General features: G+C 70.2%; 16 protein-coding genes. 8 read left to right on the forward strand and 8 right to left on the reverse strand.

Annotation, left to right across the window (positions count from 1 at the left end):
- Window positions 1–107 precede the first annotated feature (107 nt).
- Both AB0H84_RS52425 and AB0H84_RS52430 read right to left on the reverse strand, forming a co-directional pair.
- Window positions 108–1145: a zinc-dependent alcohol dehydrogenase family protein gene (locus AB0H84_RS52425; protein ID WP_357622015.1), complete on the reverse strand. Its 1038-nt coding sequence runs from the start codon at window positions 1143–1145 to the stop codon at window positions 108–110.
- Window position 1146: 1 nt separating this feature from the next.
- Window positions 1147–1977, reverse strand: a complete 831-nt coding sequence (locus tag AB0H84_RS52430; protein WP_357622018.1) for a helix-turn-helix transcriptional regulator — start codon at window positions 1975–1977, stop codon at window positions 1147–1149.
- Window positions 1978–2080: 103 nt separating this feature from the next.
- On the opposite strand from AB0H84_RS52430, the gene AB0H84_RS52435 reads away from it, so the two are divergent.
- From AB0H84_RS52435 to AB0H84_RS52445, 3 genes are all read left to right on the forward strand, one after another.
- Window positions 2081–2791 carry an SDR family oxidoreductase gene (locus tag AB0H84_RS52435; RefSeq protein ID WP_357622021.1) on the forward strand — a complete coding sequence of 237 codons (711 nt, stop codon included), beginning with the start codon at window positions 2081–2083 and terminating at the stop codon, window positions 2789–2791.
- A 35-nt stretch (window positions 2792–2826) separates the two neighbouring features.
- Window positions 2827–4236, forward strand: coding sequence for a glutamate--cysteine ligase (locus AB0H84_RS52440; RefSeq protein ID WP_357622023.1), 1410 nt, complete (start codon window positions 2827–2829; stop codon window positions 4234–4236).
- 62 nt (window positions 4237–4298) lie between these two features.
- Window positions 4299–5327, forward strand: a complete 1029-nt coding sequence (locus AB0H84_RS52445; protein ID WP_357622025.1) for a hypothetical protein — start codon at window positions 4299–4301, stop codon at window positions 5325–5327.
- Here AB0H84_RS52445 and AB0H84_RS52450 read toward each other — a convergent pair.
- Window positions 5305–6042 carry a PaaX family transcriptional regulator C-terminal domain-containing protein gene (locus tag AB0H84_RS52450; protein WP_357622028.1) on the reverse strand — a complete coding sequence of 246 codons (738 nt, stop codon included), beginning with the start codon at window positions 6040–6042 and terminating at the stop codon, window positions 5305–5307. The two genes, AB0H84_RS52445 and AB0H84_RS52450, sit on opposite strands and share 23 nt — an antisense overlap.
- A gap of 31 nt (window positions 6043–6073) precedes the next feature.
- Between AB0H84_RS52450 and AB0H84_RS52455 the strand changes: the two genes are divergently transcribed.
- Window positions 6074–7756 (forward strand): acyl-CoA dehydrogenase family protein, encoded by a 1683-nt coding sequence (locus AB0H84_RS52455; protein WP_357622030.1) that lies wholly within the window; start codon window positions 6074–6076, stop codon window positions 7754–7756.
- A gap of 13 nt (window positions 7757–7769) precedes the next feature.
- Here the strand turns inward: AB0H84_RS52455 and AB0H84_RS52460 are convergent, their stop codons facing one another.
- The 3 genes from AB0H84_RS52460 to AB0H84_RS52470 form a co-directional block, all read right to left on the reverse strand.
- Entirely contained in the window at window positions 7770–8249 is a 480-nt protein-coding gene (locus tag AB0H84_RS52460) for a hypothetical protein (RefSeq protein ID WP_357622033.1), read from the reverse strand.
- An 87-nt stretch (window positions 8250–8336) separates the two neighbouring features.
- Window positions 8337–9935, reverse strand: coding sequence for an ATP-binding protein (locus AB0H84_RS52465; protein WP_357622036.1), 1599 nt, complete (start codon window positions 9933–9935; stop codon window positions 8337–8339).
- Between the two features lie 2 nt (window positions 9936–9937).
- Window positions 9938–10096 carry a hypothetical protein gene (locus AB0H84_RS52470; protein ID WP_357622039.1) on the reverse strand — a complete coding sequence of 53 codons (159 nt, stop codon included), beginning with the start codon at window positions 10094–10096 and terminating at the stop codon, window positions 9938–9940.
- Window positions 10097–10173: 77 nt separating this feature from the next.
- On the opposite strand from AB0H84_RS52470, the gene AB0H84_RS52475 reads away from it, so the two are divergent.
- Window positions 10174–11016 carry a MerR family transcriptional regulator gene (locus AB0H84_RS52475; protein ID WP_357622042.1) on the forward strand — a complete coding sequence of 281 codons (843 nt, stop codon included), beginning with the start codon at window positions 10174–10176 and terminating at the stop codon, window positions 11014–11016.
- Window positions 11017–11101: 85 nt separating this feature from the next.
- Here AB0H84_RS52475 and AB0H84_RS52480 read toward each other — a convergent pair whose 3' ends face one another.
- On the reverse strand, window positions 11102–12694 hold the full coding sequence (locus tag AB0H84_RS52480; protein ID WP_357622045.1) for an MFS transporter: 1593 nt from the start codon (window positions 12692–12694) through the stop codon (window positions 11102–11104).
- Between the two features lie 69 nt (window positions 12695–12763).
- Window positions 12764–13399 (reverse strand): class I SAM-dependent methyltransferase, encoded by a 636-nt coding sequence (locus AB0H84_RS52485; RefSeq protein WP_357622048.1) that lies wholly within the window; start codon window positions 13397–13399, stop codon window positions 12764–12766.
- A 103-nt stretch (window positions 13400–13502) separates the two neighbouring features.
- Between AB0H84_RS52485 and AB0H84_RS52490 the strand changes: the two genes are divergently transcribed.
- From AB0H84_RS52490 to AB0H84_RS52500, 3 genes are all read left to right on the forward strand, one after another.
- The gene (locus AB0H84_RS52490) at window positions 13503–14099 is read left to right on the forward strand and encodes an XRE family transcriptional regulator (RefSeq protein WP_357622051.1); all 597 of its coding nucleotides are present in this window, start codon (window positions 13503–13505) and stop codon (window positions 14097–14099) included.
- 194 nt (window positions 14100–14293) lie between these two features.
- Complete coding sequence (locus AB0H84_RS52495) at window positions 14294–14686, forward strand: hypothetical protein (RefSeq protein ID WP_357622054.1); 393 nt, start codon at window positions 14294–14296, stop codon at window positions 14684–14686.
- 261 nt (window positions 14687–14947) lie between these two features.
- Window positions 14948–15312, forward strand: a 365-nt coding sequence (locus tag AB0H84_RS52500; RefSeq protein WP_357622057.1) for a helix-turn-helix domain-containing protein, incomplete at its 3' end; no start/stop codon positions are given.

A 15312-nucleotide genomic window follows, 5' to 3' on the forward strand; every position in this document is an offset into this window, starting at 1 on the left:
ATCCTGACCTATTGCCTCCATCGTGAAAAGTCCTGCTTTATGAAGGTCAGACCCAATTACCAGTTTTCGGAAAACACATAGGGACGCGAGACGATTACAGTCCGGGTCTACAGTCCGGGTCGAGGAACGATCATCGTGACGCCCGCCACCGATCCGATCGAGGCGAGCGCCTTGCCGGCGTCGGCCAGCCCGATCGTGCGGGTGATGAGCTGGTCGGGGTGGAGGATGCCGGCCCTGATCATCTCCAGCATCGGCGGGTACGCGTGCGCGGCCATGCCGTGGCTGCCCAGCAGGCGCAGCTCGTGGCCGATCACCCGGCTCATCGGCACCGGCGTCGGCCCGCCCGGCAGCAGTCCCACCTGGACGTGACGGCCCCTGCGGCGCAGGCTCTCGACCGAGGCGGCGCAGGTCCGCGGGCTGCCCAGCGCGTCGATGGAGACGTGGGCGCCGCCCCTGGTCAGCTCCCTGACCTGGGCCGCCGCGTCACCGGCCGAGCCGTCGACGAAGTGCGTGGCCCCCGCCAGCTCGGCCAGGTGCAGGGCGTCGGTGCTGACGTCCACGGCGACCACGCGGGCCCCGGCCGCCGTCGCGATCATCACGGCCGACAGGCCCACGCCGCCGCAGCCGTGCACCGCCACCCATTCGCCCGGCCGCACCTCGCCGACCTGCGCCACGGCGCGGAAGGCGGTGGCGAAGCGGCAGCCCAGCCCGGCGGCCGTGGTGAAGGCCATGTCCTCGGGGATCGCGATCAGGTTGACGTCGGCGTGGTCGATGGCCACGTACTCGGCGAACGAGCCCCAGTGGGTGAAGCCCGGCTGCGTCTGCCGCTCGCACACCTGCTGGTCGCCGGTGGCGCAGGAGCGGCAGGTGCCGCAGGCGCAGATGAACGGCACGGTCACGCGCGCCCCCGGCAGCCAGCCGCGCACGTCGGGGCCGACGGCCTCGACGACGCCCGCCAGCTCGTGGCCCGGCACGTGGGGCAGGACCTGGATGTCGGGATCGTGCCCCTGCCAGCCGTGCCAGTCGGACCGGCACAGCCCGGTCGCCTCGACCCTGATCACCGCCCCGTGCGGGGCAGGGGACGGGTCGGGCAGCTCGCGCACGTCGAGCTCGCCACCGAAGACGTCAAACGCAACCGCTTTCATCTCATGAGCTTAGAGTGAGTTGCCGCAGGTCGCGCAAGGCCTGGTGGGAGGGCGAGCCGGGTTCGGCGGTGTAGAGGACGAGGCGGAGGTCGTCGCGGTCGGGCACGGCCATGACCTGGCAGATCACCTCGATCTCCCCGACCACGGGGTGGGTGACGCGCTTGCGCTGCTGCCTGCGGACCTCGACCTCGTGTCTGGACCAGAGCTCGGCGAAGTGCGGGCTGAGCGCGAGCAGCTCGGCGACCAGCGCCTGGAGCTTGCGGTCGTCGGGGTAGCGGCCGGCGGCGGCGCGCAGGTCGGCGACCGAGGCGCGGGCGAAGCGGCTCTTCTCCTCGTCCTGGAAGTGCTGGGCGATGTCGGGGGACATGAAGACCCAGCGGATGACGTTCCTGGTCTCGTCGGTCAGGCCGTCGAGGCCGCCCATGAGGGCGCCGGCCAGCGGGTTCCAGGCGCGTATGTCGTAGCGGGCGTCCAGCACGTACGCGGGGACCTCCTCCATGAAGGAGAGCAGGTGCAGCAGGCTCTCCGGGACGTCCTCCCTGATCCGCGGTGTCTCCACCGCCTGCCCGGCCAGGTGGAACAGGTGGGTGCGCTCGTCCTGGTTGAGCATGAGCGCCCTGGCCAGCGCGTTGAGGACCTGCCGCGACGGATGCGGGCCCCTGCCCTGCTCCAGCCGGATGTAGTAGTCGATCGACATGCCCGCGAGCTGCGCGACCTCCTGGCGCCGCAGCCCTGGTGTGCGGCGCCGGTCGCCGCCCGGCAGGCCCACCTCGGCGGGGGTGACGTGGGCGCGCCTGATGCGCAGGAAGTCGGCGAGTTCGTCGCGGTTCATGACCTCATCCTCGGTGATGGCGGCGCGTGCTTGGGTGGCACCGCTGATACCAGCCTTTCCAGGTCTCTCCCGGACCCGCTGCTACCTGCGCCAACGTGGACGCATGACGAAGATCGCGCTCATCACGGGCGCCAACAAGGGGATCGGTTACGAGATCGCGCGGCTGCTGGGCGAGCAGGGTGTCACCGCGATCGTGGGAGCGCGCGACGAGGAGCGCGGGCGGGCCGCCGCCGAGCGGCTCGGGCAGCCGTACGTGCGGCTCGACGTGACCGACGAGGCGAGCGCGACCGCCGCCGCGAAGTGGATCGAGCAGGAGTACGGGAAGCTGGACATCCTGGTCAACAACGCCGGGATCAGCGGCGACATCACCGCGGTCACCCCCAGCACCGCCTCGGTGGCGGCGGTCAGGGCGGTCTACGAGACCAACGTGTTCGGCGTGATCGCGGTGACCAACGCCATGCTGCCCCTGCTGCGGCAGTCGGAGGCCGGGCGGATCGTGAACATGTCGAGCGAGCTCGGCTCGCTGGCCATGGCGATGGACGCCGGAAGCCCCTTCTGGGACGCCAACATCATCGCCTACAACTCCTCCAAGACCGCGCTCAACATGATCACCGTCTGCTACGCCAAGGAGCTGATGGGCACCTCGGTCAAGGTGAACGCGGTCAGCCCCGGCTACTGCGCCACCGACCTCAACGGGCACTCCGGGTTCAGGACCCCCGAGCAGGGCGCGGCCATCGCCGTGCGGCTCGCGACCGTCGACGACGACGGTCCCACCGGGGCGTACCTGGAAGATGCCGGCGTGATCCCCTGGTGAGGTGTCAAGCCCAGTGAAAAGGACAGAGGGGGGTGATGGGACGAGATCTGGATAAGGAGCGGTTCACCGAGGCCGAGTACGCCGCCTTCGGGGAGCGCATCCGGGAGCAGCTCGGCGTGCTGCGCGAGCTGCTCGCCACCCCCGGCTTCGGCCAGGGTCCGGCCACCATCGGGGCCGAGCTGGAGCTGTTCCTGGTGGACGGGCGGGGGCGGCCGCTGCCGCGCAACAGCGAGGTGCTCGACGGTCTCGACGACCCGCGCGTGGTGCTCGAGCTCGGCCGCTACAACCTCGAGGTGAACCTGACCCCGGCGCCGCTGGCCGGCGAGCCCTTCGCGCGGCTCGGCGACGAGGTGCGGGAGACGATGGGCAAGGTGGACCGCGCCGTGGGCCGGGCCGTGGAGGGCGGCGGCGCGCTGCCCATCGGCATCCTGCCCACGCTCGACGCCGACGACTTCACGGTCGGCGCGATGACCGACCAGAACCGCTACCGGGCCATGAGCAGGGGCATCAGGCGGCTGCGGCTGGAGCCGTTCCTGGTCAAGATCGACGATCTCGAGCTGTCGGTGGAGGACGTGATCCTCGAGAGCGCCAACACCTCCTGGCAGGTGCACATCCGCACGCCGCCCGAGCGGTTCGCCCGGCTGTTCAACGCCGCCCAGCTCGCCATCGGGCCGGTGCTCGCGGCGTGCGGGAACTCGCCGTTCTTCCTCGGCAGGCGGCTGTGGGAGGAGACGCGCGTGGCCCTGATGGAGGAGGCCGCCGACGACCGGGACGTGCAGCGGCGCGAGCGCAGGGACGGGCGTGTCACGTTCGGCTCGGACTGGGTGCGTGAGGGGGCTTATGAGCTGTTCGAGCGGTACGTGCGGGACTACGACCCCATCCTGCCCGACCTGACCGACGACGCGGAGCCGTACGACGTGCCCGAGCTGCGGCTGCACCAGGGCACGATCTGGCAGTGGAACCGGCCCGTCTACGACCCGGCGGACGGCGGCCACCTGCGGATCGAGATGCGCGCGCTGCCGGCGGGACCTTCGTGCGCGGACATGGCGGCGAACACGGCGTTCCTGCTGGGGCTGACGCTGGCGCAGGCGGAGCGGGATCTGACCAGGTACCGGTTCGCGGAGGCGTACCAGAACTTCTATCGCGCGGCCATGCACGGGCTGGACGCCAAGCTCTCCTGGCCGGGCGAGGACGCCGAGTTCACCGCCGCCGACCTCGTGCTCCGGCTGCTGCCCGAGGCGCGGGAAGGGCTGCTCGCGGCCGGGGTGACGCCGTCCGACGCCGACCGCGCCCTGGACGTGATCGAGCAGCGGACCAGGCTGCGCCGCACGGGGGCGGCGTGGCAGCGGGAGGCGCTGGAGAAATTCGGCGGGGACCGGGAGCGGCTCGTACGGCGTTACCGCGAACTGGCGCTTTCGGGGCTGCCCGTACATTTGTGGCCCTGATCGCAAACCTCCGCCGCTTGCCGTCCATCAAACTGGGTCAAAGGACGGCAAAGGATGACCACATGGCGGCAACAGGGATGGTTCCGACGGACAGGGCGCGCTTGGCCTTGCGGCGGCAGACGGGCGAGCTGGCCGAGGGGGCGGCCAAGCTGGCGGGGGAGATCGGCAGCACCGCCGTAGAGGCGGTGCTGGCGCAGGGCAACCGGATCGCGGAGCACAAGGGGGCCTCGGGCGCGGTCGGCTCGATGCGGCCGCGACCCGTCGACTGGTACGCCTTCGACGACAAGGACGAGGACACCGTCGACTGGTACCCGCAGGGGCTGACCTGCTCCGACGAGTCCGGCTCGATCGGGGTGCCGGCGTTCCTGGCGACCTGGTACTTCAAGCCGGAGGAGGGCGAGCGGGGCATCAGGGTGTCCTTCCTGAGCCCCAGGACCCTGAAATATCAGCATGCGCTGCTGGTCGAGGCGAAGCCGGACGGCTCGTACGGGCCGATCGACATCCACGCGGGCGGCATCGCGTGCGACGGCGACCTCGTCTACATCGCCGACACCAAGAACGGGCTGCGCGTCTTCGACCTGAACCGGGTGCTCGACCTGCGCACCGCCCAGAACGACCTGGGCGACCCCAAGCGGATCGGGCGGCACGGCGGCAAGTTCCACGCGTTCGGCTACCGGTACGTGATGCCGCAGACCGACTTCTGGCGGGTCGTGAAGGAGGGGCCGCACTTCTCGTTCCTCTCGATCGACCGCAGCGGCGGCACGCCGCGGCTGGTCAGCGGCGAGTACCGGGAGGACGACCCGGGGGGCTGGGTGGCCCGCTGGCCCCTCGGGCTGTCCGGTGGCGAGCCCGAGGACGCCTTCGTGATGGGACAGCCCAAGATCCAGGGGGCCGTCTCGTGGGGCGGGAAGTGGTACCTGAGCCAGGCGGCCGGCGCGGCCGCCAACGGCAAGCTGCTCGTCTACTCCGACGGCAAGCTGGAGACCAGGGGGTTCCCCGTCGGGCCCGAGGACCTGACGGTGCAGGGCGGCAAGCTGTGGAGCGTCACCGAGTTCCGGCACAAGCGGATCATCTTCGGCGTCCCTCTGTGAGGCTGGTGAGGTGCTCGTACAGGACCTCGCGATAGCGGCGGTCGAAGTCGTCGTAACGGGCCCGCAGCTCCGCGCCCGGCCAGTCGGGCGGTAGCAGCTCCTCCGGGAGCAGCGGGTCGGCCAGGAGGTGGCGCAGCACGGCGGCCGAGACCAGGAAGCCCTCGGCCAGGCCGTCCGCCCTCTCCAGGGCCCGCTCCAGCCCGCGGGCCTCGGCCGCCCAGCCGTCCAGGTCCCACAGCAGGGGAGTGGGGTCGCCGTGCGGGCGGCCGTCGATCAGCGTGCACTGCGCGGTGACGGTCTCCGGCCACTCGCGCACCAGGTTGGCGGGCCGCATCCAGGTGCCCTCGCGCAGCTCGGCCAGGCGCAGCGCGGTCATCGTGTGCCGGAACGCGGCCCGGTCGGCGGGCGCGCGCCGCTCCGCGGTGACCACGGCCACCTCCCACGTGCCGTCCCACGGCCTGGTGTGCGGGTCGCGGCTCTCGTCCTGCCTGGCCTGGCGCTCGACGAGGCGCTGGGAGAGCGTGTAGTGGCGGCCGTCCTGGAGGAGGTCGCCGGCCGCGACCATGCGGGACAGCGCGACCCGTACGGTGCCCTCGGCGATGCCGAACAGCGCGCCGATGCGCACCAGATGGCGGGCCGGCAGGCGAGGCGGATGGCTGCCCAGCAGCGCGCTCAGCACGGCCGATCTGGCGCTCAGGTTGTTACGCTCTTCCATCGCGTGTCGAGCATATGTAACACTCGCGAGTATGGGGCGCTATCTCATCGAACCTTTCGACCGCGGCGACCGCAGCGACCGTTACGCCACCGAGCGCTACCAGGGCGCCGCCGGGCGCAACTGGTGGACCTGCGATCCCACGCTCCGCCTGCTCATGCGGCACCACCTGGGCGAGGGGTTCGCCTGGGCCGAGCCGCGCCTGGAGAGGCTGGGCGCGCTCATGGGCGGGCTCGTCGCCGAGTGCGCCGAGGAGACCGACCGCAACCCGCCGCGGCTGGAGAAGTACGACAAGTGGGGCAGGGACGTCAGCCAGGTCGTCATGCCGCCGTCGTTCCAGGCGGCCAGGCAGGCGCTCATGGAGGACAACTTCACCTCGCCGTCGTTCGCGGAGGAGGCCCGCTCCCATGGGGCCGATCCGGCCGCGCTCGCCGCCGCCTGGACGTACCTGCTCGACCAGGCCGACATCGGGATGGGCTGCGCGCTCGGCACGGGCGGGGACCAGGTGGTCTCCCTCGCGGAGAAGTACGCGCCGCAGGACGTACGCGAACGGGTGCGGGAGATCTTCGCCAACGGCCACTACTCCGGCGAGGCCGCTCAGATGTTCACCGAGCGGACGGGCGGCTCGGACCTGGCGGCGCTGGAGGCCACGGCGGAGCCCGCCGGCGATGCGTGGCTGCTGACGGGGTTCAAGTGGTTCGCGTCCAACGCCAACGGGTCCGCGTTCGTGGTGCTGGCCAGGCGCCCCGACGGGGCCGTGTCGCCGTTCCTCGTGCTGTGGGAGCGGCGGGACGGGACCCGCAACGGGGTGCGGATCAGGCGCCTCAAGGACAAGCTCGGCACCAGGTCGGTGGCGTCGGCCGAGGTCGAGTTCACCGACGCCGAGGCGTTCCCCCTCTCTGGCCCCCTCTCAGGGGAGGGCACCGGCTCGGGGCTCGGGACCATGATGAAGCTCACCAACGCCTCCAGGCTCGGCGTGGCCATGATGGGCGCCGGCGTGGCCAGGCGCGCGCTGGTGGAGTCGATCTGCTACGCCAGGTCGCGCGAGGCGTTCGGGCGGCCCCTCATCGACCAGCCGCTGATGCGCCGCAAGCTCGCTGAGCTGATCGTCGAGGTCGAGGCCGCCCAGGCCCTCGTCTTCGACGGCCACGTCGGCCCCCGCCTGCGCATCGCCCCCGCACTCATCAAGCTCCGCGCCGCCCGGCTCGGCGTGACGGCCGCCAGTGACGCGATCGAGGTGCACGGGGGCAACGGCTACATCGAGCAGTGGCCGGTGGCCCGGCTGCTGCGCGACGCCCAGGTCAACCCGATCTGGGAGGGCGGCGACAACATCCTCTGCCTCGACGTGCGGCGCGCCATGGTGAAGGAGCAGGCCCACCTGCCCTTCCTCGACCACCTGCGCGGCCTGGCCACCTCCGACCTGGTGCACGCGCGCATCGACGACCTCGCCAAGGCCGTCTCGGCGTGGGCCGCGCTGGAGCCCTCGGTGGGGGAGGAGCGGCTTTATCCGCTGGCGCAGTTCATGGCCGACGTGTACGCCGCCGCGCTGCTGGAGGACCAGGCCACGTGGGGGCTCGACGACGGCCGCAAGGCGCTGGTGGCTCGGCTCTACGCCGAGGCGCACCTCGTCGACCACGGCCCGCTACGCGGCATCGACCGCCCGTCGGAGGGCGCGGAAGCGTTCGGCGACCTCCTTTCGGGGGCGGTCGCGCTCTGACACGACCCGGTGGTCACCACCAGTCGGTGCAGCTGATGGCCGGCGGTATGTGGCGACCCCACCTCACGCAGGCGCGGAACTTCCAGTTGGGGTCGGAGCTCGTGCGCTGTGCCGCGCTGGTCTTCGTCTGCCCGCCGGAGGTCACCTCGAACGGACCGCACTGGATCCACGTCCTGCCGCCGTCCCGGCTCCAGTCCATCCACACGCTGTCGCCCCACGTGGTCTCCCCACCCAGGTGAGCCCAGCCGCGGGTGACACCACCGATCTTGCCGTAGTAGAGGGTGCCGGTCAGTCCGATGATCCTGGCGGGCGCCACCGGAGCCGGGGTGCCCCGCAGGGTGTCGGGGATGTCGACGAAACCGTTGGCACCCCGCTCGCACTCCTGCGGTGTCGCGGCGGCAGGGGATGACGCCCCGGTGACTACGAGCGGAGCCAGGAGCAGTCCTGTGGCGAGTGCGAGGGCCGGCCTTCGACGGGGAATTCGGGCAAGCATGCGACGTCTTGTCCTTTCTCCTGATGACGACGCATTCAGCAAACCAAGGAGGGCTGTCGTACTGCTGTCCTGGCTCTGTCGCGGCTGTTACGCCCGCAGGAGGGTGACCTGGCGGCCGGAGGGCGTGGTCGCCTGCTCGAACTCGCCTCGTTCCTTCCAGGGTGGAGCCTGTGGGCGCCGGTCGAAGACCACCAGCACGCCGGTGTCGAGGGTGAGCCGGTCCAGATAGCGGTCGAGTTGTGCGAGGCCGTCGGGCACCGGGTCGTCCCCGCCCGCCCGCCAGACCTTCAGCTCCATCGCCTCCCGCTGCATCAGCCGCTCGCCGTCCGGGCCGGTGTAGGGCCAGCGGACCAGGACGTCCAGGCGTTTGGTGCCGGCGGCGTACTCGCGATCGAGATAGCCTCCGCCATTCACCAGCCGGTGCAGGAAAGCCATGAGGATGATCTGGCAGGCGGCCTCGTGGTAGCCCTCCTGCTGGATGAGCACCTCGCCGTGCTCGCGCCAGAACACGACGAACTCCTCCAGCAGGCGCGGCAGGTCGAAACGGCCGTCCGGCAGCACGAAGCTGTGCGGATCGGCCATCACGAACCGCTCTGTGCGATGGCCCAGGACCCGTAGCAGGACCTCTCGATAGATCGGGTTGGCGATCTCCAGTTCCCTGGGCCCCCGGATGAGGCCCAGATCGTGGACGTAGGAGATGTCGTCGTCGAACGAAGTGTCCGTCCCTGGCCACGTTCCCGCAAGGATTGGTTCGATCACCCGTTCCACCCGTGGCTCGCGCAGCCGCGCCACGAGAGCGTCCAGGTGGGTGGCCCGCTTTCGGATCAACCGCTCCTTGGCCTCCTCCACTTGCCCGGCGGTGATAGAAGCAGTCACCCCTATCTGGCGGATGATCTCAAAGGCGAGGGCGTTGACCAACCATGGTTGTCCCTGCGTCAGCTCGAAGACCCGGTCCACCGCGTCCTTGGTGAACTCCTGGCCGGTCTCCTGCGTGTGCTGGCCGTAGAGCTGGCCGATCTCATCGGCGGTGAAGTCGCCCAGGCGCAGCGACTCGGCGACGATGTTGAACGGGCTGGCCGGGTTGGACCTGCCGGGTTCGCCGCCCGAGGCGACCTTGTAGTCACGCAGGTCGCGCAACCCGCACAGCACCACGGACGTGGGGAACGGGCGACCCTCATGCCGTGCGTTGTGACCGTCGCGGAGCTGGCTGAGGATGCTGACCATGCTGTTGCCCTGCAGGGCGTCGATCTCGTCGAGGAGCAGGACCACCCGGCGTGGGCAGCGGCGGCACCACTCGCTCAGCGCCGCGCCGAATCGGCTGCCTGGTGTGACCTGCGGCCAGGAATCCGGCGGCAGCAGCTCTTCTGGCCACCCCGACCGCGTGGCGGCCTCTCGGAGGGCATCGAGCAGAAGTGACTCCACCCAGGCGACGTCGTCGCCGGCTGCCTTGGCCCGCTCGCAGGAGAACATCAGGGCGGCGATGTCACCCTCGGCGGTGAGCTCGGAGGCCATGGTACGCAGCGCGGTCGTCTTCCCGGTCTGCCGCGGCGCGTGCAGCACGAAGTAGCGATCCATGTCGATGAGCTCCCGTGCCTGCGGGATCCGCTGCGTGGGAGGCAACATGTAGTGGTGCTTTGGGCCGCACGGGCCGGTGGTGTTGAAATATCTCGCTCGGGGTGGCCGCATGGTCACATTCTGCCATCACCGTCCGCCGCCCCGAAGATCCTGGAGCGGGCTTGAGCCAATCCCTCCTGGGTGAATTCTCCGTGCTCCTCCTGGTAACGCAGCAGGTCGGTGCCGAGGAGCCGGTGCCGCAGCCGGCGTGCGACCGCCTCGGCGACTGACACCTGGATGGTGCTGTTGCACCTGCCGTAGCGGCATGTGGTGTGGTGGAGGCACCACAGCACGAAAGGCTCTGTCTGCGATGTACCCCTCCAGCACGCCTCCCCGCCAGGTCAAGATCGGTGATGCAGCCACCTTCGCCGGGACCACCCCTCGCGCCATCCGCCACTACCACGAGATCGGTCTGCTGCCGGAGCCCGAGCGCGGCGGGGACGGTCGCCGCCGCTACGGCTACGACGACATGATCCGCCTGCTGTGGATCCGCAAGATGGCAGAGGCCGGCATCGGCCTGGACGACATGCGGGCCGCCTTCGACGAGGCCCGGGACATCGAGGAGATCCTGAGCAGGCTGGAGGAAGCCTTGGCGGCGCAGGAGTCCGCCATCAAGCGTCGGCGCGCGGCTGTCCAGCGTCTGCAGGCGGTGGGTAGTCCGCTAGGGCTGCTCTCCGAACTGGTCACGGACCGGCTCGGCCACCTGCCCCCGGGCGCACTGCGACCGTCGGACGTTGAAGCGCTGCTGGTCACGGAACGGATCTTCGGGCCGCTGGGCGCCGCCATCCAGGCCAGCGTGTTCATCGTGCTGGCTACCCACCCCGACCTGCGGGCCGAGCAGGACCGTCTTGACGCGGCCGAGGCCGCCCTCGACGACGGCGTCGAACTCGACGACCCGCGCGTCGAAGAGCTCGCCGTACAGCGGTGCGCCCAACACATGGCCCTGGAGCAGGCCATCGAGGCAGCCGGTCTTGACACGGCCGAGGAGAAGCTCTTCGAGATCTACGACGCTGACCTGAAAGGGGAAGAAGACACGCAGATGAGCGCCTCCACAGCGACCACCAAGATGCCCTACGACTTCTCTCCCGCCCGGATGCGCTGCATGGAACTCACGGCACAACTCCTCGCCCACGCCCACTCCGCAGACAGCTGATCGCCCGTACCTGGCACCGATGTGGCCCCGGCCGTCACGGAGACTTCGGCGACCTCTGAGGATACGACTTGGCGCGCGTCATGAGTCAGCGCGGATCGAGGACCACATCGTCGGATTCGCGGCCGTTGCTGCCGGAACCCTGGGTCCGTCGCCGCGGACCTCGTGCGAGAACGTAGACGAACAGGACCGCCATGACTGCTGCGCCTGCCCACATGGCATGCTGCCAGCCGTCGACGAAGGACTCCTGGGCGGCTCGGGCCAGCGCCTGCGCCTGCGGACCGACGCCGTCGGCGACCGCGAGGGCGTTGGCGACGCCCTCGCGGGCGGTGTCGGCGGCGTGGTCCGGCACTCCGTCGAGCCGGGAGTCGATGGCGCTGCGATAGCCGGCGGTCAGAACCGCTCCGAGCAGCGCGACACCGAGCGCGGTGCCGAACTCCCTGGTGACGTCGTTGAGCGCTGACGCGACACCTTGACGCTCACGCGGCAAGGCGGCGGTGATGGCCTCGGTGGAGGGCGTCATCGTCAGTCCCATGCCGAGTCCCATGGGGAGCATGCCGGGGAGGATCGACAGGTAGCCGCCGTCGACGGAGACGAAGATGGCCATGAGGGCCAACCCCGCGCCACCCAGGAAGATCCCCGCGGCCATCGTCGAGCGGTTGCCGATGCGCGCGGCCACCTGCGGGGCGAGGCCGGATGCGAGCATCATCAGCAGCGCCATCGGCATGAATGCCAGGGTGGAGCGAAGGCCGGACCAGCCGAGCACGGCCTGGAAGTACGGGAAGAGGACCACGAAGATCCCCGCCTGCACGCCGAAGACCGTCAAGAGCGACACTGAACCGCTCGCCAGACCTCGCTCGCGGAACAGCCGGACGTCGAGGAGTGGCGCCTGTCGGCGCAGCTCCCATGCGACGAATCCAGCAGCGGCGATCCCGCCGACGAGGAGGCTCAGCAGCGTGACGGGCGCGGTCCAGCCTCGTTCGGGACCCTCATGGAGGAAGGAGACTAGCCCGACCACCGCAACCACGGCTGACAGCGAACCGACGGTGTCGAACCCGTGCCCTGACGCCTCGCGCGAATTCGGGATGGACCGCAGCGCCATGACGACGGCGACGACGACGAGCACGACCGGCAGGACGAAGAGCCACCGCCAGCTCGCCAGGTCGACCAGGGCGGCCGACAGGTACATCCCCACGATGCCCCCACCGCCGGCGACGCCGGTCCACACGCCGATCGCCTTGGAACGTTCCTCGTCCGGAAAGGTCGAGGTGATGACGGCGAGAGTGACCGGCATGATCATCGCTGCGCCCACGCCGCTCAGGAAACGCGCGGCAAGCATGATCGCGGACGACGTGGCAAGGCCGGCCGCCGCACTCGCCGTCCCGAAGACGAGCAGACCTACGAGCAGCACCGGCCTTCGGCCCCACCGGTCGCCCATCGCGCCGAGCGGCAGGAGCAGCGCGGCCAGAGTGATGGTGTAGATGTTGATGAACCACAAGACCTCGGTTTGCGAGGCGTCGAACGCGACGGCGAGCTCCGGTTGGGCGACGTTCAGCCCGGACACCGAAGCGATGACCGCCATGAGCGCGATGCAGACCGCGACCAAGATCGTACGTCGTTGTCGTGGGTCTTGGATGGTCGGGTCAGGGGCTCCCGCGTCCGAGGACCTGTTCGTACTCAAGGAATTCCTTTCAGAAGGCGAGGGGGATCGGCGCCGGAGCGGCGGCCCTGGCGCTGTCGGATGGTCTGATCACCGGCGTCGGGTGACGCGCACGACGACATCGTGGAGGGGGACCGCGCGGCCCCCGGGCCCGGCGAGCGTGCGGAGGTGCTCTTCGGCGGTGACGATCTCCCACTCCCTGGCGTCCATGCGCGCGGTGATGGCCGTGGAGGTGGCCGACGCCTCGGCAGGAGGGTGGTGCCCGTGGCCGGTGGAGCCCGGAGTGTGCAGGTGCCCCACGATGAGCAGCGTGCCGCCGCGACGAACCCATCCGGCGATGCGATCGTAGAACTCCAACTGGGGCATCGCCGGGTGGGCGTAGTGGGTCATGACCAGATCGAACTGCGCGTCCGGGCCCCAGACGCTCAGGTCTGCCTCGACCCACTGCAAGCGCTCGGGGGCCCCGCTCGCCGCCGCGCGCTCGGCAGCGCGGGCAAGGGCCTCGGACGAGATGTCGGCTGCGGTGACGTGCCAGCCGTGGGAGGCGAGCCAGATCGCCTCGGCACCGCCGCCGCACCCCGCATCGAGTGCGGAGCCCGGCGTCAGGCCGCTGGTCTCGCGAGCGAGGTACGGGTTCGGCGGGTTGTCGCTCATGGATCCTGGGCCCCGAGTCCGCCCCTGTTGCCAGTGCCGCTCCCAGAAGTCCTTGTCGAAGTCATGCGTCATAGGTCGTCCTCCTCGTTCGTGGGCGCGTTCCTCGGTTCGCTCTCATGGTGCTGACAGGGAAGACGGGTGTGCAAACGTTGTTGCCGAATGGCAAAATGAAGGGGTGGATGAAGCCGTAGACCGCACTCTTGACGCCGTCGGACCGAGATTGAAACGCCTTCGGCTGCATCGCGACGTCACGCTCGCCGACCTCGCGGCGGAGACCGGCATCTCCACCAGCACCCTGTCCCGGCTTGAGGCGGGCCTGCGACGTCCCACGCTCGAGCAGCTGCTTCCGCTTGCCCGCGCCTACGGGGTCACCCTCGACGAGCTCGTCGATGCGCCGCCGACCGGCGACCCCCGCATCAATCTGCGCCCCATCCCCTGCGGCGACGGCTCGATCATCCTGCCGCTGACCCGCAGGCCCGGAGGAATCCAGGCCTACAAGTTCGTCCTCCCGGCCGGAAAGGACGACACCGAACCCGACCTGCGCACCCACGAGGGCTACGACTGGGTCTATGTCCTCAATGGCACGCTCCGCCTTGTCCTCGGGGAACACGACCTCATCCTCAAGCCCGGGGAAGCCGCGGAGTTCGACACGCGCACCCCGCACTGGTTCGGGGCCACCAGCGCCGGTCCCGTCGAGTACCTGAGTCTCATCGGGAAACAAGGCGAACGCGCGCACGTCCGCGCAGCACCGAGACACGGCCCGGCCGAGTAAGAAAGCCCAGGGACCTCACCGGACGTGGCGATCCTGGGGACTGCCCGCCCGCTGCGACGACCCGTACGCGACCGTCCACAGGGGTTGACACCCACGTCCCGGAGATCATCGGAATCGGGCATCACCGGAGTTCTGTCGCTCCGCGTTGCTATAGATGGCGTCACCACCTGACACACCGAGAAGCAGGGCGTTCGATGGCATCAGTGACGTTTCGCGATGAGACTGCGACCGGCCGGGAGCTGGAGGAGTTCTCCCTGCCCGGCCTTCCCGAGCGGGTCTCGGCCCGGGAGCTGGTACGGCTGCGCGTGCGCGAGGAGGTGGCCCGCCACAACGCCGCCCCGTCGCATCATTTCCGCGGCCTGGTCAGGCCGAGCGACGCCGAGGTCGAGCTGAACGGCTACCGGATGCGCACCGCTCGCAGGCTGGACTGGGCGAAGCAGGCCGACGCCGCCGAGGCCGCGTTCGCCCGCAACGGGTTCCTGCTGCTGGTGGGCGACCGCCAGATCGAGGACCTGGACACCGAGATCGACCTGACCGTCGATCCGGTGGTGTCCTTCGTCAAGCTGGTCCCCCTGGTCGGGGGCTGACGTGCACTGGGAGCTCAGCCATGCGCCGAAGATGGCGCAGATCACCACCGATCGGTCGGCCAGTCGTACGGCCGGGCGGCGGGTCAGCGGATCGCCCTCTGGCACGGCGGCTTCAGCCGTCGGGGGAATCGGGAGCGGTGGGGCTGTCAAGGCCCGAGCGTGCCCTGACCTGCCTGGTCCGCGCATCACGGCTGTCCTTCCGGGTTTTGTCGGTGCCGGCCGATACCGTGGTCGTCTCGTTACCGAACGTGGGAGGTGGGTGTGCGCAGGTCGGTCACGTTCCTGCTGCGCCCCACCGGCAAGCAGGCCGCCGCGCTCACGCAGTGCCTGGAAGAGCACCGGCAGCTCTACAACGCCGCGCTGGAGCACCGGCGCACCGCCTACGCCAAGGCCGGTGTCACGATCCGCTACGGCGAGCAGTCGGCGGAGCTGAAAGAGATCCGCAGGGCCGACCCTGACGGGCAGGGCCGCTGGTCGGCAGGCTCCCAGCAGCAGACCCTGCGCCGTCTCGACAGGGCGTTCGTGGCGTTCTTCCGCAGAGTCAGGGCCGGGCAGAAGGCCGGGTACCCGCGCTTCAAAGGCCGGGGCCGGTTCGACATCGTGGAGTGGCCCGCGACCAAGAACGG

It is taken from the genome of Nonomuraea sp. NPDC050786, from assembly GCF_040654115.1.
GTDB lineage: Bacteria > Actinomycetota > Actinomycetes > Streptosporangiales > Streptosporangiaceae > Nonomuraea.

Bases quoted from the DNA above. Each gene is read 5' to 3' on its own strand.
- AB0H84_RS52485 (WP_357622048.1), bottom strand. From the start codon at position 13,399: ATGACGCATGACTTCGACAAGGACTTCTGGGAGCGGCACTGGCAACAG.
- AB0H84_RS52455 (WP_357622030.1), top strand. From the start codon at position 6,074: ATGGGGCGCTATCTCATCGAACCTTTCGACCGCGGCGACCGCAGCGAC.
- AB0H84_RS52430 (WP_357622018.1), bottom strand. From the start codon at position 1,977: ATGAACCGCGACGAACTCGCCGACTTCCTGCGCATCAGGCGCGCCCAC.
- AB0H84_RS52425 (WP_357622015.1), bottom strand. From the start codon at position 1,145: ATGAAAGCGGTTGCGTTTGACGTCTTCGGTGGCGAGCTCGACGTGCGC.
- AB0H84_RS52445 (WP_357622025.1), top strand. From the start codon at position 4,299: ATGGCGGCAACAGGGATGGTTCCGACGGACAGGGCGCGCTTGGCCTTG.
- AB0H84_RS52440 (WP_357622023.1), top strand. From the start codon at position 2,827: ATGGGACGAGATCTGGATAAGGAGCGGTTCACCGAGGCCGAGTACGCC.
- AB0H84_RS52475 (WP_357622042.1), top strand. From the start codon at position 10,174: ATGTACCCCTCCAGCACGCCTCCCCGCCAGGTCAAGATCGGTGATGCA.
- AB0H84_RS52465 (WP_357622036.1), bottom strand. From the start codon at position 9,935: ATGCGGCCACCCCGAGCGAGATATTTCAACACCACCGGCCCGTGCGGC.
- AB0H84_RS52435 (WP_357622021.1), top strand. From the start codon at position 2,081: ATGACGAAGATCGCGCTCATCACGGGCGCCAACAAGGGGATCGGTTAC.
- AB0H84_RS52460 (WP_357622033.1), bottom strand. From the start codon at position 8,249: ATGCTTGCCCGAATTCCCCGTCGAAGGCCGGCCCTCGCACTCGCCACA.
- AB0H84_RS52495 (WP_357622054.1), top strand. From the start codon at position 14,294: ATGGCATCAGTGACGTTTCGCGATGAGACTGCGACCGGCCGGGAGCTG.
- AB0H84_RS52450 (WP_357622028.1), bottom strand. From the start codon at position 6,042: ATGGAAGAGCGTAACAACCTGAGCGCCAGATCGGCCGTGCTGAGCGCG.